Here is a 26,267-nt window from a genome sequence, read left to right as displayed (position 1 = left end):
GACCCTCGAGAGGAAGGCTCGTTCGTGGGCTTGAGGCACCCCGAGCGCACGCGTGGTTCGCGTCGGAACCTGGTTCGGACGCTCCCGCTCGCCGGCTTCGTCGTACTCGCTCTCGCGCTGAGCGGCTGCTCGGACGACACGCAGCTCGAGCGTGCCGGCATGCCGAAGATCGTGACCGAGCAGGGCCAGGGCATCCTCGACCTGTGGCAGGGCGCCTGGATCGCCGCGCTGGCGACCGGCGTCGTCGTCTGGGGGCTGATCCTGTTCGCGGTGATCTACTACCGCCGCCGCAGCGACGACGAGGTCCCGATCCAGACGCGCTACAACCTGCCCGTCGAGATCTTCTACACGATCTTCCCGATCGTGATGGTGATCGTCTTCTTCTCGCACACCGTGCGTGTCCAGAACGAGGTCATGCACCTCGACCCGTCGCCGGACGTGCGGATCACCGTCGTGGGCCAGAAGTGGCAGTGGACCTTCAACCACCACCTCGACCCGTCGCAGACCGACGGCAAGGTCGTCTACGTCGCCGGTGACCTCAACAACGACTCGATCCCGACGTTGGTCCTCCCGGTCGACGAGACCATCGAGTTCGACCTCGAGAGCGCCGACGTGATCCACGACTTCGGGATCCCGGCCTTCGCGATGCGGATGGACGTCGTGCCGGGCCGGGACAACAAGTTCCAGGTCACGCCGACCGAGATCGGCGGCCCCTACGCAGGCAAGTGCTACGAGCTCTGCGGCACCTACCACTCGCGGATGCTCTTCCAGGTCAAGGTCGTCAGCCAGGACGACTACGAGAGCTACATCCAGGGTCTCGAGTCCGACCCCGAGCACTCCGCGGACCACCCGGTGATCGGCGGGTCCTACACCCGGGTGCCTTACCTGAACCCCGAAGACGAGACCGAGGGAGAGCAGAAGTGACCGCGACTGCAGCCCGCTCAGCGGAGCTCACCACGCGCAAGCCCCTGGGGAAGCTCGTGGTCAGGGTGCTCACCACCACCGACCACAAGATCATCGGCAACCTCTACTTCGTGACCGCGATGGCGTGGTTCGTCGTCGGCGGCATCATGGCCCTGATCATGCGCGCCGAGCTCGCCTACCCGGGCCAGCAGATCGTGAACGAGGAGCTGTACAACCAGCTCTTCACGATGCACGGCACGATCATGCTGCTGCTGTTCGCGACACCGCTGTTCTTCGCCTTCGGCAACGCGATCATGCCGCTGCAGATCGGCGCACCCGACGTCGCGTTCCCGCGGCTGAACATGTTCAGCTACTGGCTCTACCTCATCGGCGGCCTCATCGCCGCGTCCGGCTTCATCACCCCCCAGGGCGCGGCGTCCTTCGGCTGGTTCGCCTACACGCCCCTCTCGGATGCGATCAACAGCCCCGGCGTGGGCGGCGACCTGTGGATCATGGGTCTGTGGATGGCCGGTCTCGGAACCATCCTCGGTGCCGTCAACTTCATCACGACCATCATCTGCATGCGCGCGCCCGGCATGACGATGTTCCGGATGCCGATCTTCACCTGGAACATCCTGGTGACCAGCCTGCTGGTGCTCATCGCGTTCCCGATCTTCGCCGGCGCCCTGCTCTCGCTCGAGGCGGACCGCCAGATCGGCGCCCACGTCTTCGACCCCTCGCACGGCGGCGCGATCCTGTGGCAGCACCTGTTCTGGTTCTTCGGGCACCCGGAGGTCTACATCATCGCGCTGCCGTTCTTCGGCATCGTGACCGAGATCCTCCCGGTCTTCAGCCGCAAGCCGGTGTTCGGCTACGTCGGCCTGGTCGCCGCGACCATGGGCATCGCGATCCTCTCGGTCGCGGTGTGGGCGCACCACATGTTCGTGACCGGGGCGGTGAACCTGCCGTTCTTCTCCGGCATGACGTTCCTGATCGCGGTCCCGACAGGCGTGAAGTTCTTCAACTGGATCGGCACCATGTGGGGCGGGTCCGTGCGGATGGACACACCCATGCTGTGGTCGGTCGGCTTCCTGACGACCTTCCTCTTCGGCGGCCTGACCGGCATCATCCTGGCGAGCCCGCCGCTGGACTTCCACGTTTCCGACTCCTACTTCGTGGTCGCGCACTTCCACTACACCGTGTTCGGCACGGTCGTGTTCGCGACGTTCGCCGGGTTCTACTTCTGGTGGCCGAAGCTGACCGGCCGGATGCTCGACGAGCGGCTCGGCAAGATCCACTTCTGGCTGCTGTTCATCGGCTTCCACACGACGTTCCTCGTCCAGCACTGGCTGGGCATCGAGGGCATGGCGCGGCGGTACGCCGACTACCTGCCGAGCGACGGCTTCACCACGCTCAACCAGGTGTCGACCATCGGTGCGTTCATCCTGGCCTCGTCGATGCTGCCGTTCTTCTACAACATCTACATCTCGCGGAACGCGCCGCTCGTGGGCGTCGACGACCCGTGGGGCTGGGGTCGCTCGCTCGAGTGGGCCACCAGCTGCCCGCCGCCACGGCACAACTTCGAGCGGCTGCCCAGGATCCGCTCGGAGTCCCCGGCCTTCGATCTGCACCACCCCGAGGTCGCCGCGATCGAGCTCGACCACAACCCGGTCGAGAAGGACGGCGCGTTCGCCGACGTCCCGGACACGCAGGGCCGCGCAGAGCACATCGCTGAGCAGAACGAGAAGAAGAAGGGCGACGCCTGATGAAGATCGAGGCCTGGCTCTTCGGCATCACCACCGTCTTCCTGGTGCTGGTGACGCCCGCCTACTGGTTCATCACCGACGCGGGTGCGAGCGGCGCGGACTGGACCGGAACCTCGGCGCTGGTCATGACCACGCTGCTCGCCTCGATGGTGACGCTCTACCTCGGCTTCCACGCCAACCGGATGGACCCCCGTCCGGAGGACCGCAAGGAGGGCGAGATCGCCGAGGGAGCCGGTGAGCTCGGCTTCTTCCCGCCGTTCTCCTGGTGGCCGATGTGGTGCGCGCTGTGCCTGTCGACGATCGTGCTCGCGCTCGCGATGAAGGCCTGGTGGCTGCTGGTCATCGGTGTCGTCCTGGGCGCACTGGCCCTCTGCGGCTGGATCTTCGAGTACTACCGCGGGGAGCACGCCCACTAGACCGTCGGGGTCCGCAGCGGCGCCTGCTGCGTTAGACGCAACGGGTCCCTGGTTGGTTGCCGTCCGGGCACGTGAGGTTTCTGACGTGCCCAGGATCCCGAGTTGCGTGCCTCCGCCGGTTATCCTCTTAGAGCGACTCCGGAGGGGAGCCGGTTTCCCCAACCCCGCGGACAAGTACCGCTGGGGTGTCGCGCCGTCACCATCGAGAGAGACGCTCCACACCATGCTGCCTGTCCCGAACCCGAAGCGCCGGGCGCCGTTCGCTGCCGGCGTCGCCCTGCTCGTGTGCACCGGTCTGGCGCTCACGGGCTGCAACGCGACGAAGGACCTGCCGGTCGTGGGCGACGACAACAGCCCCACCGACGCCTCCACCAGCCCCGTCGCCCAGGCGAGCCCCGCGAAGCTGCACGTCAACGTGAAGCGCGGCGCGAAGAACGTCAGCGTCGACACGCTCGTCGAGGTCTCCGCCACCGGCGGCTCCCTCAAGAACGTCGCCGTGAGCTCCTCGGCCGGCAAGGTCGCCGGCGCGCTCGCCAAGAGCGGCGCCGACTGGAAGGCGACCGACCGCCTCGAGCCCGGCACGACGTACACCGTGCGCGCGCTGGGGCGCGGCGAGGACGGCACCACCTCCCGGTGGACGTCGACCTTCACCACCCAGGCGCTGACCCTCGACCAGCAGACCTATCCGTCCGTCGCGCCGCTCCAGGGCCAGACGGTCGGCGTCGGCATGCCGGTGATCGTCCACTTCGACGTCCCGGTGACCGACAAGAAGTCCTTCGAGCGGAACATGCACGTGGACGCGACGCCGGCGCAGCCGGGCACCTGGCACTGGGTCAGCGACACCGAGGCGCACTGGCGCCCGAAGAGCTACTGGAAGGCCGGCACCAAGGTGCACGTCGCCGTCGACGTCAACGGCGTCAGCGCCGGCAACGGCATCTACGGCCAGGAGAACCGCGACGTCGACTTCAACATCGGCGACGCCCACGTCTACAAGGTGAACATGGCGACCGACGAGATGCAGGTCTTCTCCAACGGCAAGCTGCTGCGGACGATCCCCATCACGACCGGCCAGCAGCCGGCGTACACGACCCGCTCCGGCACGAAGGTCATCATCGAGAAGTTCGTGTCCAAGGACATGAACTCCGAGACGGTCGGCATCACCGGCGCGGACGCCTACAACATCAAGGGCGTGCAGTACGCGATGCGGGTCACCTACTCCGGTGAGTTCATCCACGCCGCCCCGTGGTCGGTCTACGCCCAGGGCTCGGAGAACGTCTCCCACGGCTGCACCGGCATGAGCACGGAGAACGCCAAGTGGCTGTTCGACCTGTCCAACGTCGGCGACGTGGTGGAGTACACCGGGACCGACCGCCCGATGGAGCCCGACAACGGCTACGGCGACTGGAACATCGCCTACAAGGACTACCGCTCGGCGTCGGCTCTGAGCTGACCCGGTCGGCGGGCACCTGCGACAGCGGGCCCCCGGCGACCTCCTCACGGAGGTCGCCGGTGGGCCTTTCTGATCGTCGAGTGGGCCCCGTCGCACGGTCGAGTGGGCCCCGTCGCACGGTCGAGTGGGTCCGGCCGCACCGTCCTCCAAGGACGGACCGGGCGTCGGCCCCCACTCGACCGGGCGTCGGCCCCTAGTCGGCGGACCCGGACGAGCGGCAAAAACGCCGAACCGGCAGGAGCCCGAGGTCGGGCTCCTGCCGGTTCGGCGATCGGGTCAGTGCTCCGAGGGACCGTGCCGGTTCGGGCCGGCGGCGATCTGCGACTCCAGCTCGTGGAGCTCGTGCTCGGAGTGGTGCTCGCCCTCGTGCAGCTCCTCCTGGGTGGGCTTCTGCACGTTGTCGGCGTACATCAGCTGGGAGAGCCGGCTCCGCACCTTGGCGAGGCGGGCACCCCGCTTCGACACGCCGTTGGCGTCGGCGTCGGGGTCCGGGGTGTAGACCTCGTCGCGGTCCCGCGCGGTGAGCGTGAACGCCTCGGTCGGCGAGATCGGCAGGTGCTTCTCGGCGTACCCGCCGTCGGGGGAGCGGACGAGGACACCGGTCTCGTAGCCGTGCAGCAGGCGGTCGTTGTCGGCCCGCTGCAGCGAGATGCACCAGCGACGGGTGATCACGAACGCGATGAGCGGCCCGATGAACACCGCACCGCGCATGAAGTAGGTGATCTCGTTGATCGACAGGTGCATCTTGATCGCGATGATGTCGTTTCCGCCGGCCGCCCAGGCGAGCCCGTAGAACGTCATCAGCGAGACCATGAACGCGGTCCGGGTCGGCGCGTTGCGCGGGCGCTGCAGCAGGTGGTGCTCGCGCTTGTCGCCGGTGATCCAGGCCTCCACGAACGGCAGCGCGATCAGGATCGTCAGCATCAGCGGCGGCATGATCAGGATCGGGATCATGATGTTCCAGCTGATCGTGTGACCCCACAGGTGGGTCTCCAGCGCCGGGATGATCCGCAGCAGGCCGTCGGGCCAGCCCATGTACCAGTCGGGCTGGGAGCCCGCGGTCACCTTGGACGGGTCGTAGGGGCCGAACTTCCACACGGGGTTCAGGGTGAACAGCCCGCCCAGCAGGGCGATGGTGCCGAACACGATCATGAAGAAGCCGCCGGCCTTGGCCATGTAGACCGGGAGCAGCGGGTAGCCGACCACGTTCTCCTCGGTCCGGCCGGGACCAGGCCACTGGGTGTGCTTGTGGTAGACGAGCAGCACCATGTGGGCCGTGATCAGCGCGAGCAGGAGGCCCGGCACCAGCAGGATGTGGATGACGTAGAGCCGCGGGATGATCGAGTCACCCGGGAACTCGCCGCCGAACAGGAAGAACGACATGTAGGTGCCGACGACGGGGGAGGCCTTCATGAAGCCGTCCGCCGCCCGCACGCCGGTACCGGAGAGCAGGTCGTCGGGAAGGGAGTAGCCGGTGAAGCCCTCGAGGGTGCCGAGCAGCAGCAGCAGGCAGCCGATCACCCAGTTGAGCTCGCGCGGCTTGCGGAACGCACCCGTGAAGTAGACGCGCAGCAGGTGGATCATCATCGCGCCGATGAAGATCATCGCCGCCCAGTGGTGCATCTGCCGGAGCAGCAGACCACCGCGCACGTCGAAGGAGATGTGCAGGGTCGAGGCGTACGCCGACGACATCTGCACGCCGCGCAGGGCGTCGTAGGAGCCGTTGTAGCGGACCTCGGTCATGCTCGGGTCGAACCACAGGGTGAGGAACACACCGGTGAGCAGGAGGACGACGAAACTCCAGAGCGCGATCTCCCCGAGCATGAAGGACCAGTGGTCCGGGAAGACCTTGCGCAGCGACATCGTCTTCGTCGCCTTCGCGAGGCCGAGCCGCTCGTCGGCCCAGTTGGCGACGGCGCCGGCGGCCTTCTGGCCCTTCTTCACCGTGGCGGGCTCGTCGGCGTTGGTCGTGGCGACCTTGCTGGTATCAACGCTCATAGTAGTCCCGCTCCCAGAAGCTCGGTCCGACCGGTTCATCGAAGTCACGCTGCGCAACCAGGTAGCCCTCGTCGTCGACCGTGATCGGCAGCTGGGGCAGCGGCCGGCCGGCGGGGCCGAAAACGACCTTACCGGAGTCGGAGAGGTCGAACGTCGACTGGTGGCAGGGGCACAGCAGGTGGTGCGTCGTCCGCTCGTTCAGCGAGATCGGGCAGCCGACGTGGGTGCAGATCTTGGAGTAGGCGACGATCCCGTTGACGTCCCAGTTGGCCCGGCTGTTGCCCTCGGCGTCGACGCCGGGCTTGATGTCGGCCGGGTTCATCCGGTGCAGGATCAGGGATGCCTTGCTCTTCACGATCTGGGCATTGGTGCCCTCGACCTCCGACGGGTCGATGCCGTAGCGCTCGGGGTTCATCAGCGCGTCGGGCTGGCAGTTGACCAGGTCGCCGACCTCGAGGTCGGAGGCGAGGATCGGGGTCCAGATGCCGTCGCGGACGATCCGCATCGGGTGCTCGTCGGTCCCCTCGCCCCAGATCGTGTGGTAGAGCTTGTCGCCCGGCAGCGGACCGAGGTCGCGGAGCCCGAGGATCATGGGCACCCCGAGCAGGGCGAGCGAGCCGAGCAGGGTGTTGCGGACCAGGGGCCGGCGGGCGATGCCCGTCTCCTCGATGCCGGTGGCGAGGTCGGCGAGCGCCGAGGCCCGCTCGCTCTCGTTGGAGCCGGCGGAGTGCCGCATCTCGACGATCTCGTGGTCGCCCATCAGCTTGCGGGCCCACTGGATGATGCCGATGCCGACGAAGAGGAGCGCGCCGGCGAGGCTCAGGCCGAGGGCGACTGTGGAGGCACCGAGGCCGCCGACGGTGCTCCAGTTGTCCTTGATGTCGAAGACGAAGTAGGACACGCAGAACAGGACGGTGCAGACCGCGGACAGCATGAACAGCACCGAGACCTGGATCTCGGCGCGCCGCTCCTTTGCCGGGTCGACGTCGGTCGGACGCCAGGTGTGCTCCGGCAGTCCGGGGTTCGCGATCGGCTCGTCGGCCGCGACGAGCTCGGTGCTGTGGCTCTCGTGTGCGTCGCTCACGCCTGGACCTCGTCCTTCTTCTTGCTCGAGCGAGTGGTGTGCGCCGCGATCCAGACCGCGAACCCGACGCACAGGCCGATGCCGACGACCCAGGCCACGATGCCCTCACTCACGGGGCCGAGGCTGCCCAGGGTCAGGCCGCCGTAGCTCGGGGAGTTGTTGAGCGAGTCGAGGTAGGCGATCACGGCCTTCTTGTCGTCCGGCGGGATGTTGCCGTCGGAGAAGGTGTCCATCGACTGGGGCCCGGTGAGCATGGCCTCGTAGATGTACTTCGGGTCGACGCCGCGGATCTTCGGCGCGTAGCCGCCGCGCGGCATGGCGCCGCCGGAGCCCTCGAAGTTGTGGCACGCGGTGCAGTTGGCGAGGAAGATCTGGCCGCCGCGGGTGACGTAGTCCTGGTACTCGTCGCCGCTGAGCGTCTTGGGGTCGTACATGTCCGCGTCGGGGATCGCGGGGCCGGTGCCCAGCGAGCCGACGTACGCCGCCAGCGCGGCGACCTCGTCGTCGCTGAAGACGTTCTCCTTCTCGGGGACCTGCGCGCCGGGCTGCGCCATCGGCATCCGGCCGGTGCCGACCTGGAAGTCGACGGCGGCGGCGCCGACGTCGGTCAGCGCGGGACCGTACTGGGTGCCGTCCTGGGTCAGCACGCCCTCGCCGTTCTGGCCGTGGCAGAAGGCGCAGCTGACGAGGAAGAGCTGGCGGCCCTGCTCGATCTGAGCCGAGTTGTCGGACTCGTCGTGCGCCTGCGCCGGCGCGAACGCGGCGTACAGGCCACCGGTGAGGAGCAGTCCGAGGAGCAGCACCATCAATCCGGCGAGCGGCCCGCGGCGGTGCCGCGAGAGTCGACCGACGGAGCGGTTCAGGAGTCGCACATTCAGTCCTTACGGGTCCGCAGGGAACAACTGTTCTTCGTGGGTGCCGGGCTCGCTGTCACGCCGCTCACTGCACCAGGTAGATCGTCGCGAACAGGCCGATCCAGACCACGTCCACGAAGTGCCAGTAGTAGGACACGACGATCGCGCTCACCGCCTGCTCGTGGGTGAAGCGCTTGGCGAGGTAGGTCCGTCCGAGGACGAACAGGAAGGCGATCAGCCCGCCGGTCACGTGCAGGCCGTGGAAGCCGGTGGTCAGGTAGAACATGGTGCCGTAGCCGTCGTGCGGGATCGTGACACCCTCGTGGATCAGCGAGGCGTACTCGGTGGCCTGGCCGCCGATGAACACGGCACCCATGACGTAGGTCAGGATGAACCACTCGCGCAGCCCCCAGCCGGCCACGTTGAGGACCGAGCCGGAGCGCCCGACCTGGCCGCGCTCGGCCGCGAAGACGCCCAGCTGGCAGGTCACCGAGGAGAGCACCAGGATCGTGGTGTTCACCGAGGCGAAGGGGACGTTCAGGCGGTCGGTGTTCGCCGCCCACATGTCCGGACTCACCGACCGGATGGTGAAGTAGCACGCGAACAGGGCCGCGAAGAACATCAGCTCGCTGGACAGCCAGATGATGGTTCCGACGGCCACCATGCTCGGTCGGTCGTGCTGGCCGTGCAGGCGCGAGGCCGGGAGGGATGCCATTGCTGTGGTCGCCACGGGCCTCATTATGTCGATAGTGCCGCCGGGTGGCACGCCGACCCCCTGGGAATGAGCACCCGCCCGCCGGGACGTACCGTGAAGCCTTGTGCCACCCCTGTCGTGGGCGACCTCGTGGACCGAGTGGACGCTCGCTCCCATCCCGCTGATCGCCACCGTCTGGGGCGCCGGGCTGTACGTCGTCGGGGTCCGGACGCTGCACCGCCGTGGCGACCGCTGGCCGGTCGGCCGGTCGATCGCGTGGGGTGCCGGGATGGCGGCCTTCTACTGGGCGACGTCCTCCGGCTTCGCCGCGTACGACGACACCCTGCTCAGCGCGCACATGGTCCAGCACATGGTGCTGTCGATGCTCGTGCCGCTGTCCCTCGCGCTGGGTGCGCCGGTCACGCTGGCTCTCCGCACCCTGCCGCGCGCGCCGCGCAGGTGGCTGCTCGCCGTACTCCACTCGCGGGTGGCGAAGGTGCTGTCCTTCCCGCCGCTGACCTTCGCCCTCTACGTGCTCTCGCCGTGGGCGCTCTACTTCACCGGCTGGTACGACGCCTCCCTCCGCTCGGACTACATCCACGAGATGATGCACCTCCACCTGGTGCTCGTCGGCTCGCTCTTCTTCTGGCCGATCGTCGGCGTCGACCCCCTGCCCGGGCGGGTGAGCCACCCGTTCCGGGTGCTGCTGACCGTGCTGACGCTGCCGTTCCACGCCTTCCTCGGGGTCACGATCATGGGGCAGACCACGCTGCTCGGCGGCGAGCACTACCGGGCGCTGCGGGACGGGCCGATGGCCTCCTGGCTGCCCGACATGCGCGCGGACCAGCAGCTCGCCGGCGGCATCCTCTGGGGCGCGGGCGACCTGGTCGGCCTGGTCTTCTTCGTGATCCTGTTCGCGCAGTGGGTGCGGTCCTCGATGAAGGAGGCCGAGCGGGAGGACCGCCGGCTGGACCGGCTCGAGGCCCGGGCGGCGGCCCAGGAGGCGGCCCGGGCCGAGGCGCAGGCCGAGGCGACCGAGTAGTCTGCCGCGCGTGAGCGACGCCACGACCGTGAAGCCCCTCAAGGTCCTCGTCTACAGCGACGACGTGCACACCCGCGAGCAGGTCATCCTGGCGCTGGGCCGTCGGCCGCACCCCGACCTGCCGGAGCTGCAGTACGTCGAGATCGCGACCGAGCCCGTCGTGATCCAGAACATGGACGCCGGCACCATCGCGCTGGCGATCCTCGACGGCGAGGCCGTGCCCGCGGGCGGCATGGGCATCGCCAAGCAGCTCAAGGACGAGATCGCCGACTGCCCGCCGATCGTCGTGCTGACCGGCCGCCCGCAGGACGCGTGGCTGGCCACCTGGTCGCGCGCCGACGCCGCCGTGCCCCACCCGCTGGACCCGATCCGGCTGGCGGAGACGGTGGTCGGCCTGCTGCGCCCACGCGTCCCCGCGACGTGACCACCGGGCTGAGCTGGCCGGACGTCCTCGGGGCGCTGGTCGGCGGCACCGACCTCACGCCCGCCCAGGCGACCTGGGCGATGGGGGAGGTGCTGCGCGGCGAGGCGACGGAGTCGCAGATCGCAGGATTCGCGGTCGCCCTGCGCGCCAAGGGCGAGACGATCGACGAGGTCACCGGCCTCGTGGACGCGATGTACGCCGTCGCGAACCCGATCGACGTCCCCGGCCGGCTGCTCGACGTGGTCGGCACCGGCGGCGACCGCTCCAACTCGGTGAACATCTCGACGATGGCCGCGATCGTCGCGGCCGGCGCCGGCGCCCGCGTGGTCAAGCACGGCAACCGCTCGGCCTCGTCGAAGTCGGGCTCCGCCGACGTGCTCGAGGCGCTCGGGATCCGGCTCGACCTGCCACCGGAGGAGGTCGCGAGGGTCGCGGTCGACGCGGGGATCACGTTCTGCTTCGCCGCGGCGTTCCATCCCGCGATGCGGTTCGCCGCGGTGCCGCGCCGCGAGCTCGGGATCGGCACGACCTTCAACATCCTCGGCCCGCTGTCGAACCCAGCGCGGCCCGCCGCGCAGGCGATCGGCTGCGCCGACCCGCGGCTCGCGCCGGTCATGGCCGGCGTCTACGCGCGACGTGGCGTCGACGCCTGGGTCTTCCGCGGCGACGACGGGCTGGACGAGCTGACGACGACCACCACCTCCCAGGTCTGGGTCGCGCACGACGGCCAGATCACCCGGGCGACGGTCGACCCCGGCGGCCTCGGCCTCGCTCCGGCGACGGCCGAGGACCTCCGTGGCGGCGACGCGGCGCACAACGCGGACGTCGTACGCCGGCTGCTGGCCGGCGAGCGGGGCCCGGTCCGGGACGCCGTGCTCCTCAACGCCGGTGCCGCGCTCGCGGTGTACGACGCTCCCGACGCCGGCGACGTGACGACCGCGCTCGCCGCGGGCCTGGCCCGCGCGGCCGAGGCCGTCGACTCCGGCGCCGCCGCGGCGACGCTGGAGCGGTGGGTGGGCGCCGCGTCCGCCTGAGGCGTAGTCAATTCGGGCCAGGCCGACGGTCGATCGACCACGATCCCGTCGACGGCCTCCGGATGCCCGTCGGCCCGCATAGCCTCGCGTGTCGTCGGGCGTCGGCAGGGACCGCGCCGGCTGATGCTGCGCTCGGGAGGGCTTCATGGGGATCAAGGGAATTGCGCTGACGGCTGCCACCGGACTGATCGGCTCGGCGCTGGGTGTCGTCTCGGCCGCGCCGGCCCTCGCCGACGTGGCCCCGCTCGCGGCGACCGCGGCCATCGACGCTCCGGCCGGTGTGTCGGCGGCTCTGTCCGGGAGCGCCGCGGTCACCTCGACGGCGTTCAACGACTTCCCCTCGCAGGGAAGCAGCTACCTGGTGCTGTCGACCGGCGACGCCGACCAGGTGCTCCCCGCGCTGCCGGACCCGCAGGCGCAGCTGAGCACGGACCGCGGCAACGACGGCGCGCCGGACTCGTCGTCGCTCACGCTGACCATCCAGCCCGCAGCGGGCATCGGCTGCCTGTTCGTCGACTTCGCGCTCGGCACCGAGGAGCCGGTGCACACCTACACCACGGACTCGGCGAGCGACACGCTGTCGATCAAGCGCAGCGGCGATGCCACGGAGTACGCGATGAACGCCGGCCGCGGGTACTTCTCGCAGGCGAGCTGGCCCGCGAAGCCGGTCCCCTACTCGGTCAACGCCCTCGACTACTGGCACGCGCCCGGCGACCCCACCGACCCGGTCACCGGCTCGACCGAGGAGCCGCGGCTGCCCCGGCTGACGGGCCTCAACCACGTCACGACCCGCGACACCGCGCGCATCCCGCTGACGTTCGCCGGGGGAGCGGAGACGGTCACCGTCTCGGTCTCGGACGTGAGCAACGGCGACCTCGACAGCGTCGCGTTCCTCGACCACCTCCGCCTGGGCGCCTCGTGCTCGTCGGGCACCGGCGTCGAGCCGAACCCGGCGTACGGCGGCGGCGTGATCGGCGGCATCCGGGGCGTCGGGGACGAGCTCTGGTACGACCCGATCCCCAGCACCTCGGACATCGAGCGGTACGACGACCCTGCCGTCCAGGGCAACGGGTGGCGCTCGCCGTCGAACGTCCCCGTCGAGCTGCGGTTCCGCTGGTACCGCACGATGGCGGGCTACGCCCACGACGGCGACATGTCCCACTGGTCGGCCATCCCGGACGCCGACCGGCAGTCCTACGTGCCCACCTCGGTCGACGCCGGCTCCGTCCTGATCGTGATGGTCACCGGCTTCGTCGACGGCCGTCGGCCCGAGACCTTCCCGTCGACCGGGACGCAGAGCACCTGGTACGTCACGCTGCCGATCGGGAACGGCACCTTCGTCGACGGGGAGGCGCCGACCATCGTCGGGCCGTCGGGTGGCCACGCCTCGGTGGGGGACACCCTCACGGCCCAGATCGGGCACACCGTCCCTCGCGAGGACACCTACAGCTGGCAGTGGTTCGAGAACGGCGTGTCCATCTCCGGTGCCACCGGGCAGTCCCTGACCCTCGGAGCCGCGCAGGCGGGCAGGACGATCACGGTCACGGCGACCGCCAAGAGGCTCAACTTCGACCCGAAGTCGTGGACGAGCGCCGGCTACGGCCCGATCACCCTCCAGACCTGGAGCTCGACGGGGAGCCCGACGATCCTCGACGACGGGACGCCGACCTACGGCGAGACGCTCACGGCCGATCCCGGGTCCGGCTGGGCCCCCACCCCCGACTCCTACAGCTACCAGTGGAAGCGGGACGGGATCGTCATCAGCGGCGCGACGAACGCGAGCTACTCGATCAAGTCCGACGACGTCGGCGGCAGCCTCACGGTCACCGTCTCGGGCGTGAAGACCGGGTACGCCGCCCAGCCGCGGACCAGCGAGCCCGTCAGCGTGCTCGGTGCGACGATGATCGCCGGGACCCCGACGATCACCGGCACGCCGACGGTCGACCAGACCCTGACCGCCGTCTCCACCGGGTGGAACCCGGGCGACGCGACGTTGACGTACGCCTGGTACGCCGGCGACCTGAAGCTCCAGGAGGACTCCAGCCGCTACCTGGTCGTGCCGGCCAAGGCGGCGGGACTGCCGATTGTGGTGCGGGTGACCGGCAGCCGCACCGGCTACCAGCCGCTGACGGTCGCGAGCGATCCGACGCCGGCGGTTGCGAAGGGCAAGCTGACCGTCGGGACGCCCCAGGTCTACGGAGCTGCCGTCGTCGGGCAGACCCTGCAGGCCATCACCGGCGCCTGGGGACCGAGCGGCGTCCGGCTGAGCACCCAGTGGAAGGTCGGCGGCACGCCCGTGACCGGACGCGCCGGGCACCGGGAGTCGTTCACGATCCCGCGCTCCGCGCGCGGCAAGCGCATCACGTTCGTCGTGACCGGGAAGCTCGCGGGCTACACGACCGTGACCAGGTCGACCGCGCCGACGAGCAAGGTCACCCGCTGACGAGTCAGGCGCGGTTGCTCGGTCGCGCCGTCACCGCGAGGCTGACGGCCCACTCGGGATCCACGGTCGTCTCCGACCTCATCAGCCACGGCCTCAGGAGGGGTGCCCACAGGACTCCGAGCACGAACGGGACATGGGAGCCGTAGAACGCCTTGGCTGCGGCGGCGACCCGGCGACCGGAGTAGTAACGGACGTGGTCGACGGAGAAGCCGGCACCGGTCAGCAGTGCCGTGAGCGTCTCCAGGGTGTAGCCGTCCCGGACGTGTCCGATCTGCTCGTGGAACTTGCGCCCGAACACCTCGGGATACCGGGGCGTCGGCACCGATACGACCAGCCGGCCACCGGGACGAATGACCGAGGCGATCTGTCTCATCGCCTCGACGTCGTCCTCGATGTGCTCGAGCACGTCGATCGCCAGCACCTGGTCGTAGAGGGCAGCACCCTGCAGGGCTCGGAGGTCTCCCACCCGCTCCTGCATGATCTCCACGTTCTCGTAGCCCCAGAGCGCCTTGGTCTCGCGAGCCTGGTGAGAGGTGACGGGGTCCGGCTCGGCTGCCGTGACCTCACCGGTGAGGCCGGCGTCGACCAGGGCGAAGGTCATTCTTCCGTCGCCTGCACCGACCTCGAGCGTGTGCCGTGCGTCGAGGTCGACGAGAGGCAACAGTGCGTTCCACCGGTAGTGCGAGTGCATGTCCTCGGCGCCGAACAGCCTGCGGTAGAGACGGTAGTGAGGGGGCGCCGGTACGGCGGACTTGGCCGCTCCCAGGCGCGTCGAACCACGTCTCGAGCGTGCGTCGTCGGCACGCGGCACGCTGTCCTGGCCGACGGCTCTCGTGATCACCGCACGGACGCTAGTCCCAGGTGGTGGCCGCCGCGGGCCGTCGGAGAAGGACCGACCGAAAGATGTCGGAGGCTGGTCCGAGCGAGCTAGAAGGTGATGGGGGGTCAGTCGAGGCCGATCGAGAACGCCGCCTCGAGGTCGTGGCGGGAGTAGGCGCGGTAGGCGATGTGGGTCTCGGTGTCGACCACGCCCGGAACCTTGTTGAGCTGGTCGGAGACCACCGAAGCGATGTCCTCGTGCCGCTTGACGCGGACCAGGGCGACCAGGTCGATCTGGCCGGTCACCGAGTAGACCTCGCTGACGCCGTCGAGCGCGGCGATCGCCTCCGCGACCTCGGGGATGCGCGCGGTCTCTGCCTCGATGAAGACGATGGCCGTGATCATGCGGACCAATCTAGTGGGCTGCTCGCCGCTACGCGGCCGGCTCCCGCGCCGCCTCAGGCGAACCGGCGCGCCTCGCGGCCGGCTCCGGCCACGGGGCAGGTCCACTCGCCGTCGACCTCGACCAGCCGGACGCCGGGCTGCTCCAGCCACCGCAGGATCCGCTCGGACTCCTCGGCGGTCGCCGCCGGCACCGGTCCCACGGCGGGCAGCACGGTCTCGGCGCTCGCGCGGAGCTGGTCGACGTACGCCGTCGCGAGCGCGCCGGGCGGGATGACCCCGGCCGCCGCGAGCCGGCCGTAGCGGACGACGTGGACGGTCCACCGTCCGTCGTCCTCGCGCCGGGCCGCGACGACCTCGGGGCACCGGGTGAGCGACGTCAGCCGCTGCGAGCGGGCGGCGGCCCGCACGAACGACGCGAGCCGGTCGCGCTGGACACCGGCCTCCTCGAACCGCTCCTGCTCGGCCAGCGTGGTCATCTTCTCGTTGACGATCTCGACCACGTCGTCGGGATCGCGGAGCAGCGCGTCGCGCAGCTGGCGGACCACCGCGGCGTAGGTGTCGGAGTCGGCGCTGCCGTCGCAGGGCGACAGGCACCGGCCCATCTCCGCGAGCACGCACGCGGACCGGGAAGGCCGCTTGCCGAGGCGTCCGGAGCACTGGCGGATGGGGAACACCTCGTGCAGCGCCGCCAGGCAGCTCTCGGCCGCACCGCGCGACGAGAACGGACCCACGTAGTCGGCGTCGTCGTCGAGGACCCGGTTGACCAGGGACAGTCGGGGCCAGGGCTCGCGGGTGAGCTTGAGGAACGTCATCTTCTCCGGGTGGCGGGACCGGCGGTTGTAGCTCGGCTTGTGCTCCGCGATCAGCCGCAGCTCGCGCACCTCCGCCTCGAGCGCGGTCGCACAGGTGATCCCGGTGACCGACGCGGCGATCTGCACCATCTCGCCGATCCGGGAACGGGTCTCCGACGCGGTGAAGTAGGACCGGACCCGACGTCGCAGGTCCTTGGACGTGCCGACGTAGAGCACGCGGGAGCGCTCGTCGCAGAACATGTAGACACCGGGCGCATGGGGGAGCCGGTCGGCGAGGTGCCGCTTGCGGCGCTGTGCGGCGGCGACCTTGGAGGAGTAGGTCTGCAGCTCCTCGAGGGTGTGCACGCCGAGGCCGCCGAGCCGCTCCATCATCCCGTGCAGCACGTCGACGGTGGCGCGCGCGTCGGCGAGCGCGCGGTGGTTGGGCGTGGTGCCCGAGCGGAACACCCGCGCCAGCGAGGAGAGCTTGTGGTTGGGCGCCTCGTCGCGGGTGACCACCCGCCGGGCGACCTTGACCGTGTCGAGCACCTCGAAGCCGGGCCACGGGATGTCCTGCTGCTGGGCGAAGTGGCGCAGGAAGCCGACGTCGAACTTCGCGTTGTGCGCGACCAGGACCGAACCTGCGGCGAACTCGAGGAACGCCGGCAGCGCGGCCGTGATCGGCGGTGCGTCGGCGACCATGCCGTTGGTGATGCCGGTCAGCACGGCGATGAACGGCGGGATCGCCGTGTGCGGGTTGACCAGGGTCTGGAACTCGCCGAGCACCTCGCCGCCGCGCACCTTCACCGCGCCGATCTCGGTGATCATCGAGCCGTCGAGCGGGGTGCCCCCGGTGGTCTCCAGGTCGACCACGCAGAACGTGACGTCGCGCAGCGGACGGCCGAGCTCGTCGAAGCTGCGCTGCTGCTCCCACTGCGTGGTCGTCGTGCCGGCCATGTCGCTGACGGTAGGCACCCGGCCCGACACATCGGCGGCGGCGCGCCCGAGGAGCGGGTGGGCCCCCTACACTCGCCGACCGTGCCCGCTCTTCCTGACGACAGCCACCGGTGGCGCTGCGGCGGCTGTGGCAACCTCACGCGGTTCGACGTGACGCGGAACCGCCGGACGACGGAGTACTGGCACTTCGACCTCGCGGGCGAGCGCCGGGTCGAGGACACCGAGCTGCTGGCCGAGACCGTGGACACCGTCCGGTGCCGGTGGTGCGGCCGCGACGACGCGATCGAGCTGATCAGGCGACAGGACGTCTAGGCAGCGGCCGTCCGAGGAGATCAGCCCCTCTCGAAGAGCAGCCAGTCGCCCTGGCGATCGGTGATCGTGAAACCCGGGGCGTCCGCCATGCGCTCGGCAGCCTCGCCGTCGGCGTCGACGATGACGACGTCGACGTGGGAAAGGGCGCCGGACGGGTCGTCGTGGTCGATGAACTCGAGGTAGGCGCGCTGGTCGGACCGGTCGAACGCGTCGATGGGGTCCAGGACCCACAGCGTGGCGCCGTCCGCGGCCAGGGCCTCGGCCAAGGGCTCCGGCGCCAGGACGACCTTGTCGCCGGCCGCGTTCGCGAGGGACCCGACAACGTCGGCGTCCACGCCGAGCAGCGCACCGCTGCGGGGGAGCACGACCGCCGTCGCGCCCGCCGCGGCGCAGGCCAGAGCGACCGCCGCGAGCCGGCCCTGCTGCCCGGCCCGGGCCGCGGGTCCCCGCGAGGCGCCGAGCGCCGCCGGAGCGACCGTCCACATCAACAGCCAGATGCCGTTCCGGGCCGCTCCGATCGTCGCGACCGTCAGGCCGGCGAGCACCACCCACTCCCAGAGCGGCAGGCCGCGCCGTACGGCGAGCCAGAGGAGCACGACCCCGGCGAGGACCAGGGCCACGTCGAACGGCGCCGTCGGGCTCAGCCGCGCCCACAGGCCGGTGTGCTGGCGCGCGGCCTCGTTGGTGGCGACGCCGACGTAGTAGCTGACGGTGCCCAGTCCTTCCGGTGTCGCGAGCACCGCGACGGCGGTCGCGCAGCCCACCGCGAGGGTCTCGACCGGTCGCGTCCGCAGGCGGGAGAAGAGCAGGTAGGCGCCCGACACCGCGACCCCCAGCAGGACGGCGCCGTGCAGGTTCGTCCAGACCGCGACCACCAGCGGGAGCAGCAACACGCCCCGGGTCGGCCTTCGGTGCTGGGAGCGCAGCAGCCAGAACAGTCCGGCGAAGGGGACGAGCGAGAAGAGCTGGAGCCGAACGATGGCAAGACCGGCGACCGAGCCCAGGGCGAAGAGCGGCAGGACGCGTGCCGTGGCGACGTCGGTCGCGCCGTCTGCGCGGGCTCCGAGGGCCAGCAGGACGAGCGCGCCGCCGGCCGCCACCAGCTGCGCGAGCACCAGGACAGGGAGGCCGGCGGAGTGGGTGAGGGACAGCGCGACCTCGGCGGCGACGACGGCGTTCGGCCATCCGCGGGTGTCGGCGGCGGCGAACGGTATGCCGTCCGGCACGGCGCCGTGCTCCCGGATGCGATCGCCCAGCGCGACCAGCCAGAGGCAGTCGGCACCGACCCTGGCGAAGCAGGCGAGGGTGACGACGATCAGGACCACGGAGGCGAGGCACCAGCGGTAGCCCTGAGCAGGCTGCGTCCGTCCTGCCTCGTCGTCGTCCCCCTGAGCGCCCACGTGCAGGGAGCATAGGCGCCCGTGGCCGGGTTGCGGGTTGTGTCGGCACCCCCTGCGACGGTCCTTCACATGACGACGAGGATCGACTGCGATACCTGCGTGGTGCGTGGCCTGGCGTGCCACGACTGCGTGGTGACCGTCCTGCTGGGACCCCCACCTGAGCTGACGATCGACGACGAGGAGCTGCGCGCCCTGGACGTCCTGGCCGACTCGGGGCTCGTGCCGCCGCTGCGGCTCGTCCGGCCGATGAGCGGACCCGAGGTGGAGTCCGCCTGAGCGTCGTCGACTGTCCCGCGCCCGGCCCTAGTCCCGATGGACTAGCCGCGGGCCGTCGAACGGCTCGATTGTCCGCGAGGCCATGTCGCAGCAGAACGCACCGCCCTAGCCTCGGTGAGGAGTGGAGGGTGGATCCGTGGACAAGACCGTCGTGGTCGTGCCGATGTACAACGAGGGCCCGGTCGTCGCTGAGGTCCTTGCCGCCCTGCGTGCCTCGTTCACCCGCATCGTGTGCGTCGACGACGGTTCGGCCGACGACTCTGCCGCCGTCGCCCGGTCCGCCGGCGTTCTCGTGCTCCGTCACTCCGTGAACCTGGGGCAGGGCGCCGCGCTCCAGACCGGTTTCGACTACGTGCTCCGCCACACCGACGCGACGCACGCCGTCACCTTCGACGCCGACGGCCAGTACCGCGTCGACGACGCCGTGGCGATGGTCGAGGTCGCCGCCGCAACGGGCGTCGACATCGTGCTCGGCTCCCGCAACCTGGGTCGCACGGAGGGCCAGCCCGTCGCTCGTCGGATCCTCATGCGGTCGGCGCTCGCCTTCAGCCGCCGCTCCACCGGCCTCGAGCTCACCGACACCCACAACGGCCTCCGGGTGCTGAACCGGAGGGCGCTGGCCGCGATGTGCCTCCGCCAGCGGGGGATGGCCCACGCGTCGGAGATCGAGTCGCGGATCAGGTCCGCGGACCTGTCCTGGCGGGAGCACCCGATCACCATGACCTACACCGACTACACGCGGCGCAAGGGTCAGTCGAACATCAACGCGCTCAACGTGGTGTTCGACCTCGCGGCGGAGCGGATCGGAGCCACGCTGTGATCATCCGGGTCTTCCTGATCGCCAGCATCGGTGCGGCGAGCTGGTGGCTGCTGCAGGGGCGCGCGACCGGGCATCGGCTCGCCGTCACCCGCGTCGGCGCGCTCCTCGTCGCCGCGGCTGCCGTCGTCGCCGTGCTCGTGCCCAGCCTGGTGACCGACGTGGCCAACCTGGTCGGGGTGCGGGAGGGCCCGAACCTGCTCCTCTACGTCCTCATCGTGGTGTTCGCCTTCACCTCGATCGTCCAGGCGGCGCGGCTCCGCGACCTGGACAGTCGCATCGCCCGGCTGACCCGGGCGCAGGCGCTTCTCGAGGTGGAGATGGGCGCGAAGGCGGAGTCGTCCGTCGATGGCTGACCAGACGATCGAGTTCTTCATCCCCTTCTACGGCGATCCGCGCTACCTGCTCGAGGCGGTCGAGAGCCTGCGCGCGATGCACGACCCGGACTGGCGCGTGACCGTGCTCGACGACTGCTACCCGCACGCGGACGTGGACTCGATGCTGGCGCAGCTGGGCGACGCGCGCGTGCGGGTCGCTCGGAACGACCGCAACCTGGGCGCGAACGGCAACTACCGGACCGCCTTGGAGGTCGCCACCGCCGACTACGTCGTCATTCTCGGCGCCGACGACCGCGTCCTGCCGAACTACCTGACCCGGATCCGGTCCGTCGTCGCGGCTCACGAGCCGGACATCGCGCAACCCGGTGCCTCGGTGATCGACGACTCCGGACACCCGCACCTGCCGCTGGGCGATCGTGTGAAGGGTTGGCTGACGCCGCGTCCGCCCGAGCCAAGGGCCTACCGGGGCCAGCTCATCGCGACGTCCCTGCTGACGGGGAACTGGGCCTACTTCCCCAGCCTGTGCTGGCGTCGCGAGACCGTGCAACGACTCGGCTTCCGGCCTTTCCACGTCGTCCAGGACCTTGCGCTCATCATCGACGTCCTGATGGAGGGCGGCACGATGGCCATCGACCCGACGGTCGCCTTCGAGTACCGCCGGCACCGGGCGTCCGACTCCTCCGTCAAGGCAACGACGGGCGAGCGCTTCGACGAGGAGCAGGCCTACCTGCGGGAGATCGCGGTCGAGCTGGACGCCCGTGGTTGGCGCCTCGCAGCCCTGGCGGCCCGCGCACGTCTGACCTCCCGGCTGCACGCCGGGCTCACTGCCGCGGCGGTCGTGCGGAACGACGGCACCGCGGCGCGTCGCCTCCTTCGCAACGCGCTGACATGAGCGACCTCCCACCTGACCAGGCGGGCGGCGGACGCCGGATGACGATCGTCCTCGCCTCGCTCGTCTTCGCGATCTTCGCGCTCACCGCCGCGCCGACGATCAACACCATCGACGTCGAGTCGGTCGACATCGGGGCGTGGACCCTCGCGACGACGGGACATCCCTGGATCGACGACCTCCGCGACGAGCAGCTGCCGCCCAAGCCCGCGCCGAGCGCGCTCTGGACGACGACCAACCCCCGGAACGGCCACGAGGTGATGGCCCGGAGCCTCGGTGCGGTGCTCGTCGGCGTGCCGGCCTACGCGATCGCCGACCGGGTGGTCCCGAACCCGGACGACCGGCTGCCGGTGCGTCCCGGCGGCGTGACGGCCGCGCTGCTCGCAGCGGTCTCGCTGGCGCTCCTCGTCCGGAGCCTCAGCGGGCTCGTGGCCGGCCGTACGCTCGCCTGCGCGGCGCTCGCACTCGCCTTCGCGACACCTTTCTGGTCGATCGTGGGGCACGACCTCTGGCCGCACGCCCTCACCGTGCTCGGCATCGCCGGCATGGCCTGGTCGAGCAGGAACCAGCGGTGGTTCCTGTGCGGCGTCTTCGGAGGGATCGGCGTCCTCGGACGACTTCACTTCGCGTTCCTGGTCGCGGTCTTCGGGCTCGTCCTCGCCTGGCGGCAGCGTGACCCACGGCTCGCCCTCCGCGTGGCCGCCGGGAGCCTGCCGTCCGTCGCGATCTCCGCCGTGCTCAGCCGGCTCTTCTACGGGACGTGGAACCCCAACGGCGGCTACCGCATGGGGGACCTCTCGGGGTGGGCCGGCGCGCAGAGCGCCGTGGACCGGCTGCTCTCGGTCCTAGGAGTGTTCGTGTCGCCGGGCGTCGGGATCCTCGTGTGGACACCTGCCCTGCTGCTGGTGGTCCCCGCTGTCGTGCGGTCCTGGCGGTCCCTCCCGGCGTGGAGCACCGCGCTCCTCGCGGGCGCAGCCGCCTATCTCGCGGTGCAGCTGTGGCTGAACCCGTTCGGTGGGGGCGCCGGCTTCTGGGGCTACCGGATCTCGATCGAGCTCGTGGTGGCGGCGTTCCCCGTCGTCGCGCTGAGCAGCGGCAGGATCGGCGCCGGGGCGCGCGCGGTCCTGCCCGGGCTCGTCGGCGCCCAGGCCGGGATCATCGCGCTCGGCGTGGTGGCCGACCTGGCGATCTACGACGAGGACGCGTGGCACACGAACGTCGTCCTGAGCGCCCTGAAGATCGCCCCCGTCGCCGTGGCGGGGGCCGTGGTGTGCGGGGTCGGTCTTGCCTACTGCGTGCGGGGGATGGCCGGTCAGCTGCCGCCGTCGTGGCTCGAGCGAGAAGGGTGTGACGAGGGCCTCCCTGACACCGCCGGGGCGGGGTTTGGCAGCCGGGAAGGACCCCGCTAAGGTGCTTCGCTAGGTGTCCGTGGAAGTGGGCCGACCGGCTCGCGCGGACACCGCGCTGAGTCCGGACCCGTCCGCGGGCCCGGAGCCGGGGACCCAACCAACCTCTGGGGTGTATCCCGCACGAGGCGCGTGCCGTCCGACCACCCGTCGGCCGGGACGCGAGGAGTGCGGGTAGGGCATGTCGTGCCCGAACCCGTCAGCTCACCCGGTAGGCGTACGACACAAGAGGGGACCGCCAGCACGTGCTGAACGGCCGCAAACGCACGACCGCAGGGCTCGCTGGACTCGCTGTGGCGAGCATCGCCGGACTGACGCTGAGCATCCCGTCGGCCCCCGCGTCCGCTGACCCCGACATCGACGACGTCAAGGCTCGCGTCGACCGCCTCTACCACCAGGCGGAGGTGGCCACCGAGCGCTACAACGACGCCAAGCTCGAGCTCCAGCAGCTCAACACCGAGCTCGGCTCGCTCCAGTCCGACGAGGACCGGCAGGACGACCGGCTCCAGCAGGTCCGCAGCGACGTGCGGGCCTCGATCCTGCAGAGCTACCAGGGCGATGACCTCGGAGCGGCCGGTGGCCTTCTCGACTCCGACCCCAACTCGTTCCTGAGCCAGGTGTCGACCATGTCCACGGTCAACGACATCCAGGACTCGCTGCTGTCGGACTACAACGACCAGCTGAAGGCCTACTCGATCCGGCACGAGGAGACCGAGGCGCGGCGCGACAAGATCGCCGACCTCGAGCAGCAGCTCTCCGACGACAAGGACCAGATCAACTCCAAGCTGGGCCAGGCGAAGTCGCTGCTGAGCCACCTGGAGGAGCAGGAGCGCCAGGAGATCCTCTCGCGCGGCGGCGACCGGCTGCCGTCCGAGGTCCCCGCGTCGGGCCGCGCGGCCGCTGCGGTGCGCTACGCGATGGCGCAGGTCGGCGACGCCTACGTCTGGGGCGCCGCGGGTCCGGACGCGTTCGACTGCTCCGGCCTGACGATGATGGCCTGGGCCCAGGCGGGCGTCTCGCTGCCCCACTCCTCCAGCGCCCAGTACGGCATGGGCACCCACATCGCCGAGAGTGACCTGCAGCCTGGCGACCTGGTCTTCTACTACAGCCCGATCAGCCACGTCGGCATGTACATCGGCAACGGCCTGATCGTCAACGCGGAGAACCCCAGCGTCGGTGTGAAGGTGACCAGCCTCCACGCGATGCCGTACGTCGGCGCGGTCCGCCCTGGCTGATCGCCACGACGCACGCGGAGCCCGGTGGCGTCTCGCCGCCGGGTTCCTCGCTCTGACGGGGCTGCTCGTCCCGCTCCTGTCGGGATGCTCCGGCGACGACCAGTACGTCGCCCCAACCGCGGCGCCGCACAGCGACGAGCCCAGCCCCTCGGCGGCCGCGGACACGCTGCGCTCGCTGGACCGGGCGATCCGCACGCAGGACGCCGGTCGTGCCTCGAGCCTCGGCGCCGACGACCGAGCCGGCGCGCTGCTCGCCGCTCTCGTGCACAACGCGAGCGACCTGCACCTGCGGGCGACCGGGTTCCACTACCTGGCGGAGACCGGCGAGGTCGCCCGCGACGGCGGCTGGACGGCCTCGGTCGAGGTGACCTGGCAGTACGGCGGGTTCGACCGCAGCGCGGGCCGCAGCAAGGTGGACGTCTCCTTCGGCCCCGAAGGCACGACCGTCGTGGGGATCGGCCCCGGTGAGGGCGCGTTCCCGCTCTGGCTGTCCGGCCGGGTCGCCGTGCGCCGTACCGACCGGACCCTCGTGGTCGCCGCGACGAGCGTCAAGGACCCCGACCGCTACGCCCGGCAGGCGCAGACCGCCGTCGCGTCCGTCGCCGACGTCCTCGGGCCGGGCCCCCGGCTGGTCGTCGAGGTGCCGGGCTCGGTCGATGCGCTCAACCAGGCCGTCGGGGCCGCGCCCGGGACCTACAACGGGATCGCCGCGGTCACGGCCGGGTCGGACGGCAGCCAGGCGCCCGGCAGCGCGGTCCACGTCTTCCTCAACCCGGCCGTCTACGGTGCGTTGGGCGCCGTCGCCGCCCAGGTGGTGATGACCCACGAGGCCACGCACGCTGCGACGTACGCCCCGCTGGTGCAGGGCGTCGCGCTCTGGCTGCTGGAGGGGTTCGCGGACTACGTCGCGCTGCACGACACGACGCTGCCGTTCTCCCGGACGGCCGCGCAGGCGATCGCGCTCGCCCGCAAGCACGGCGTGCCGGCATCGCTGCCGGCCGACACCGAGTTCGGCACGCATTCCTCGCAGCTCGGCACCGTCTACGAGGAGGCCTGGCTCGTGTGCGTGACCCTCGCCGACCACAGCGGCCAGCAGGCGCTCGTGGACCTCTACCGCGCCGCGCTCTCGGGACGCTCGCTGGACGCCGCGCTGCGCACCGACTTCGGCTGGACGGTCGGCGAGCTCACCCGAGCGTGGCAACAGCGCCTCGCGAATCTCGCCGGCGTGCCAGAATCGCCGCGTGGCTGAGGACGTGGGGCCGGCCTCGGGCGCCGAGGAGCTCAGCCGCCAGACGATGGTGGTCGCGGTCGGAACCGCACTCCTCGGGGCGGCTGCCTTCCTGCTGATCGCGACGTCGTACGTGCCGTGGCACCCGGTCGCGGGCGGCATGCCCGCCCCGGTCGACCCGTCGTCGGTGTTCACGCAGGCGCAGATCGACCGGGCCGAGGACTATGCCCACGCCGCGCGGTTCTGGAGCCGGAGCTCGCTCGCGGTCTCGCTCGCCGTCGCCCTGTGGCTCGGGCTCGGTCGCCGCGGCCGGGCCCTGGCGGACCGGCTCCGGGGGCCGTGGTGGCTGCGCGTGCTGGTCGTCGTCGCCGCGCTCGAGGTGATCGGACGGGTGGCCACGCTGCCGTTCGCGATCGGCTACCAGAGACGCTCGCTCGAGGCCGGGCTGAGCACGGAGGCGTGGTCGTCCTGGATCGTGGACCTCCTCAAGGGCGAGCTGGTCGCCATCGTCGCGATCGCCGTGCCGGTGCTCGTGGTGGTGGCCTGCGCCCGGCGCTGGACGCGGGCCTGGCCGGCCGTCGTCGGCTCGGTCCTGGCCGCGCTGGTGGTGCTCGGGTCGTTCGTCTACCCACTCGTCGTCGAGCCCCTGTTCAACCACTTCGAGCCGCTGCCGGACGGCCCGCTGCGCACAGCGGTGCTGCGCGTGGCCGCGGAGGAGCACGTGCACGTCGACGACGTCCTCGTCGCGGACGCGTCACGGCGCACGACGACCCTCAACGCCTACGTTTCGGGTTTCGGCAGCAGCAGGCGCGTCGTCCTCTACGACAACCTCGTCGACGACGTGCCGCGCAAGCAGGCGATCTCGGTCGTCGCCCACGAGCTGGGACATGCCGGGCACGACGACGTGCTCATCGGAACGGCTCTCGGTGCCGCCGGCGCGCTGCTGGGCGGCGGGCTGCTGGGCATCGCGATGGTGGTGTGCGAGCGGCGGGGGAGACCCGGAGCCGCGCAGGTCGCGGCCGTGCCGATGGTGCTCGCGCTGGCGGCCCTGGCGGCCGTCCTGTCGACGCCCGTCCAGAACGGCATCAGCCGTCAGCTCGAGACCCGGGCCGACCTGGTCGCGCTGCAGGCGACGAACGCCCCCCAGCCGTTCATCGCGCTGCAACGCAACCTGGCCATCCGCTCGCTGGCGGACCCCACGCCTCCGGCGTGGTCGCAGTGGTGGTTCGGGTCGCACCCCACGGTGCTCCAGCGGATCGCGCTCGCGCGCGGCTTCTGACCCTGGT

The 26,267-nt window shown here is 70.8% G+C and carries 25 protein-coding genes and 1 riboswitch; of the genes, 17 read left to right on the top strand and 8 right to left on the bottom strand.

What is annotated here, in order from left to right; translation table 11 throughout:
• Window positions 1-24: 24 nt before the first annotated feature.
• From ctaC to ABD709_RS07295, 4 genes are all read left to right on the top strand, one after another.
• Window positions 25-924: an aa3-type cytochrome oxidase subunit II gene (ctaC, locus tag ABD709_RS07310; protein WP_344773809.1), complete on the top strand. Its 900-nt coding sequence runs from the start codon at window positions 25-27 to the stop codon at window positions 922-924.
• Complete coding sequence (gene ctaD, locus ABD709_RS07305) at window positions 921-2,669, top strand: aa3-type cytochrome oxidase subunit I (protein WP_344773807.1); 1,749 nt, start codon at window positions 921-923, stop codon at window positions 2,667-2,669. The genes ctaC and ctaD overlap by 4 nt, the downstream gene beginning before the upstream one ends.
• Window positions 2,669-3,085 (top strand): cytochrome c oxidase subunit 4, encoded by a 417-nt coding sequence (locus tag ABD709_RS07300; protein ID WP_344773805.1) that lies wholly within the window; start codon window positions 2,669-2,671, stop codon window positions 3,083-3,085. Before ctaD ends, ABD709_RS07300 begins: the two co-directional genes overlap by 1 nt.
• A gap of 223 nt (window positions 3,086-3,308) precedes the next feature.
• Window positions 3,309-4,535, top strand: a complete 1,227-nt coding sequence (locus tag ABD709_RS07295; protein ID WP_344773803.1) for a L,D-transpeptidase — start codon at window positions 3,309-3,311, stop codon at window positions 4,533-4,535.
• A 276-nt stretch (window positions 4,536-4,811) separates the two neighbouring features.
• Here ABD709_RS07295 and qcrB read toward each other — a convergent pair whose 3' ends face one another.
• The 4 genes from qcrB to ctaE form a co-directional block, all read right to left on the bottom strand.
• Window positions 4,812-6,533: a cytochrome bc1 complex cytochrome b subunit gene (gene qcrB, locus ABD709_RS07290; RefSeq protein ID WP_344773801.1), complete on the bottom strand. Its 1,722-nt coding sequence runs from the start codon at window positions 6,531-6,533 to the stop codon at window positions 4,812-4,814.
• Window positions 6,523-7,617 carry a cytochrome bc1 complex Rieske iron-sulfur subunit gene (qcrA, locus tag ABD709_RS07285; RefSeq protein WP_344773799.1) on the bottom strand — a complete coding sequence of 365 codons (1,095 nt, stop codon included), beginning with the start codon at window positions 7,615-7,617 and terminating at the stop codon, window positions 6,523-6,525. Before qcrA ends, qcrB begins: the two co-directional genes overlap by 11 nt.
• Entirely contained in the window at window positions 7,614-8,489 is an 876-nt protein-coding gene (gene qcrC / locus ABD709_RS07280) for a cytochrome bc1 complex diheme cytochrome c subunit (RefSeq protein ID WP_344773797.1), read from the bottom strand. Before qcrC ends, qcrA begins: the two co-directional genes overlap by 4 nt.
• Before the next feature lie 67 nt (window positions 8,490-8,556).
• A complete protein-coding gene (gene ctaE / locus ABD709_RS07275) occupies window positions 8,557-9,210 on the bottom strand; it encodes an aa3-type cytochrome oxidase subunit III (RefSeq protein WP_486348521.1) in 654 nt (217 codons plus the stop codon).
• Between the two features lie 79 nt (window positions 9,211-9,289).
• On the opposite strand from ctaE, the gene ABD709_RS07270 reads away from it, so the two are divergent.
• The 4 genes from ABD709_RS07270 (at window position 9,290) to ABD709_RS07255 (ending at window position 14,108) form a co-directional block, all read left to right on the top strand.
• Window positions 9,290-10,207 (top strand): cytochrome c oxidase assembly protein, encoded by a 918-nt coding sequence (locus ABD709_RS07270; RefSeq protein ID WP_344773795.1) that lies wholly within the window; start codon window positions 9,290-9,292, stop codon window positions 10,205-10,207.
• Window positions 10,208-10,217: 10 nt separating this feature from the next.
• Complete coding sequence (locus ABD709_RS07265; protein ID WP_344773793.1) at window positions 10,218-10,631, top strand: Rv3143 family two-component system response regulator; 414 nt, start codon at window positions 10,218-10,220, stop codon at window positions 10,629-10,631.
• Window positions 10,628-11,665, top strand: coding sequence for an anthranilate phosphoribosyltransferase (gene trpD / locus ABD709_RS07260; RefSeq protein ID WP_344773791.1), 1,038 nt, complete (start codon window positions 10,628-10,630; stop codon window positions 11,663-11,665). The genes ABD709_RS07265 and trpD overlap by 4 nt, the downstream gene beginning before the upstream one ends.
• Before the next feature lie 145 nt (window positions 11,666-11,810).
• A complete protein-coding gene (locus tag ABD709_RS07255; protein ID WP_344773789.1) occupies window positions 11,811-14,108 on the top strand; it encodes a hypothetical protein in 2,298 nt (765 codons plus the stop codon).
• A gap of 4 nt (window positions 14,109-14,112) precedes the next feature.
• Here the strand turns inward: ABD709_RS07255 and ABD709_RS07250 are convergent, their stop codons facing one another.
• The 3 genes from ABD709_RS07250 to ABD709_RS07240 all read right to left on the bottom strand — a co-directional run bounded on the left by ABD709_RS07250 (window position 14,113) and on the right by ABD709_RS07240 (window position 17,080).
• Window positions 14,113-14,949, bottom strand: coding sequence for a class I SAM-dependent methyltransferase (locus tag ABD709_RS07250; protein ID WP_344773787.1), 837 nt, complete (start codon window positions 14,947-14,949; stop codon window positions 14,113-14,115).
• 104 nt (window positions 14,950-15,053) lie between these two features.
• The gene (locus ABD709_RS07245; protein WP_344773785.1) at window positions 15,054-15,332 is read right to left on the bottom strand and encodes an Lrp/AsnC family transcriptional regulator; all 279 of its coding nucleotides are present in this window, start codon (window positions 15,330-15,332) and stop codon (window positions 15,054-15,056) included.
• A gap of 53 nt (window positions 15,333-15,385) precedes the next feature.
• Window positions 15,386-17,080 (bottom strand): DEDD exonuclease domain-containing protein, encoded by a 1,695-nt coding sequence (locus tag ABD709_RS07240; protein ID WP_344773783.1) that lies wholly within the window; start codon window positions 17,078-17,080, stop codon window positions 15,386-15,388.
• Between the two features lie 81 nt (window positions 17,081-17,161).
• On the opposite strand from ABD709_RS07240, the gene ABD709_RS07235 reads away from it, so the two are divergent.
• Window positions 17,162-17,392, top strand: a complete 231-nt coding sequence (locus tag ABD709_RS07235; RefSeq protein ID WP_344773781.1) for a hypothetical protein — start codon at window positions 17,162-17,164, stop codon at window positions 17,390-17,392.
• A 20-nt stretch (window positions 17,393-17,412) separates the two neighbouring features.
• On the opposite strand, the gene ABD709_RS07230 is transcribed toward ABD709_RS07235, so the two are convergent.
• Window positions 17,413-18,792, bottom strand: coding sequence for a hypothetical protein (locus ABD709_RS07230; RefSeq protein WP_344773779.1), 1,380 nt, complete (start codon window positions 18,790-18,792; stop codon window positions 17,413-17,415).
• Between the two features lie 69 nt (window positions 18,793-18,861).
• Here ABD709_RS07230 and ABD709_RS07225 point away from each other — a divergent pair, with 69 nt between their 5' ends.
• The 8 genes from ABD709_RS07225 (at window position 18,862) to ABD709_RS07190 (ending at window position 26,260) form a co-directional block, all read left to right on the top strand.
• Window positions 18,862-19,068, top strand: a complete 207-nt coding sequence (locus tag ABD709_RS07225) for a hypothetical protein (RefSeq protein WP_344773777.1) — start codon at window positions 18,862-18,864, stop codon at window positions 19,066-19,068.
• A 136-nt stretch (window positions 19,069-19,204) separates the two neighbouring features.
• Window positions 19,205-19,888, top strand: a complete 684-nt coding sequence (locus ABD709_RS07220) for a glycosyltransferase family 2 protein (protein ID WP_344773775.1) — start codon at window positions 19,205-19,207, stop codon at window positions 19,886-19,888.
• A complete protein-coding gene (locus tag ABD709_RS07215; protein WP_344773773.1) occupies window positions 19,885-20,241 on the top strand; it encodes a DUF2304 domain-containing protein in 357 nt (118 codons plus the stop codon). The genes ABD709_RS07220 and ABD709_RS07215 overlap by 4 nt, the downstream gene beginning before the upstream one ends.
• On the top strand, window positions 20,234-21,115 hold the full coding sequence (locus ABD709_RS07210) for a glycosyltransferase family 2 protein (protein ID WP_344773771.1): 882 nt from the start codon (window positions 20,234-20,236) through the stop codon (window positions 21,113-21,115). The genes ABD709_RS07215 and ABD709_RS07210 overlap by 8 nt, the downstream gene beginning before the upstream one ends.
• Entirely contained in the window at window positions 21,112-22,521 is a 1,410-nt protein-coding gene (locus ABD709_RS07205; protein ID WP_344773769.1) for a hypothetical protein, read from the top strand. Before ABD709_RS07210 ends, ABD709_RS07205 begins: the two co-directional genes overlap by 4 nt.
• A gap of 43 nt (window positions 22,522-22,564) precedes the next feature.
• A riboswitch (cyclic di-AMP (ydaO/yuaA leader) is annotated at window positions 22,565-22,751 on the top strand.
• Window positions 22,752-22,811: 60 nt separating this feature from the next.
• Window positions 22,812-23,753, top strand: coding sequence for a C40 family peptidase (locus ABD709_RS07200; protein ID WP_344773767.1), 942 nt, complete (start codon window positions 22,812-22,814; stop codon window positions 23,751-23,753).
• A gap of 262 nt (window positions 23,754-24,015) precedes the next feature.
• Window positions 24,016-25,002 (top strand): hypothetical protein, encoded by a 987-nt coding sequence (locus tag ABD709_RS07195; RefSeq protein ID WP_344773765.1) that lies wholly within the window; start codon window positions 24,016-24,018, stop codon window positions 25,000-25,002.
• The gene (locus ABD709_RS07190) at window positions 24,995-26,260 is read left to right on the top strand and encodes a M48 family metallopeptidase (RefSeq protein ID WP_344773763.1); all 1,266 of its coding nucleotides are present in this window, start codon (window positions 24,995-24,997) and stop codon (window positions 26,258-26,260) included. Before ABD709_RS07195 ends, ABD709_RS07190 begins: the two co-directional genes overlap by 8 nt.
• Window positions 26,261-26,267: the final 7 nt, after the last annotated feature.

The sequence above is a fragment of the Nocardioides panacisoli genome (assembly GCF_039537325.1).
In the GTDB taxonomy this organism is placed as follows: domain Bacteria; phylum Actinomycetota; class Actinomycetes; order Propionibacteriales; family Nocardioidaceae; genus Nocardioides; species Nocardioides panacisoli.
This window is presented reverse-complemented; position numbering and strand designations above follow the sequence as displayed.

Excerpts from the sequence above, each read along its gene's own strand:
- ABD709_RS07300 (WP_344773805.1), top strand. The coding sequence starts at position 2,669 with ATGAAGATCGAGGCCTGGCTCTTCGGCATCACCACCGTCTTCCTGGTG.
- ABD709_RS07205 (WP_344773769.1), top strand. The coding sequence starts at position 21,112 with ATGAGCGACCTCCCACCTGACCAGGCGGGCGGCGGACGCCGGATGACG.
- qcrB (WP_344773801.1), bottom strand. The coding sequence starts at position 6,533 with ATGAGCGTTGATACCAGCAAGGTCGCCACGACCAACGCCGACGAGCCC.
- ABD709_RS07255 (WP_344773789.1), top strand. The coding sequence starts at position 11,811 with ATGGGGATCAAGGGAATTGCGCTGACGGCTGCCACCGGACTGATCGGC.
- ctaE (WP_486348521.1), bottom strand. The coding sequence starts at position 9,210 with ATGAGGCCCGTGGCGACCACAGCAATGGCATCCCTCCCGGCCTCGCGC.
- ABD709_RS07225 (WP_344773777.1), top strand. The coding sequence starts at position 18,862 with ATGACGACGAGGATCGACTGCGATACCTGCGTGGTGCGTGGCCTGGCG.
- ABD709_RS07295 (WP_344773803.1), top strand. The coding sequence starts at position 3,309 with ATGCTGCCTGTCCCGAACCCGAAGCGCCGGGCGCCGTTCGCTGCCGGC.
- ABD709_RS07245 (WP_344773785.1), bottom strand. The coding sequence starts at position 15,332 with ATGATCACGGCCATCGTCTTCATCGAGGCAGAGACCGCGCGCATCCCC.
- ABD709_RS07240 (WP_344773783.1), bottom strand. The coding sequence starts at position 17,080 with ATGGCCGGCACGACGACCACGCAGTGGGAGCAGCAGCGCAGCTTCGAC.
- ABD709_RS07210 (WP_344773771.1), top strand. The coding sequence starts at position 20,234 with ATGGCTGACCAGACGATCGAGTTCTTCATCCCCTTCTACGGCGATCCG.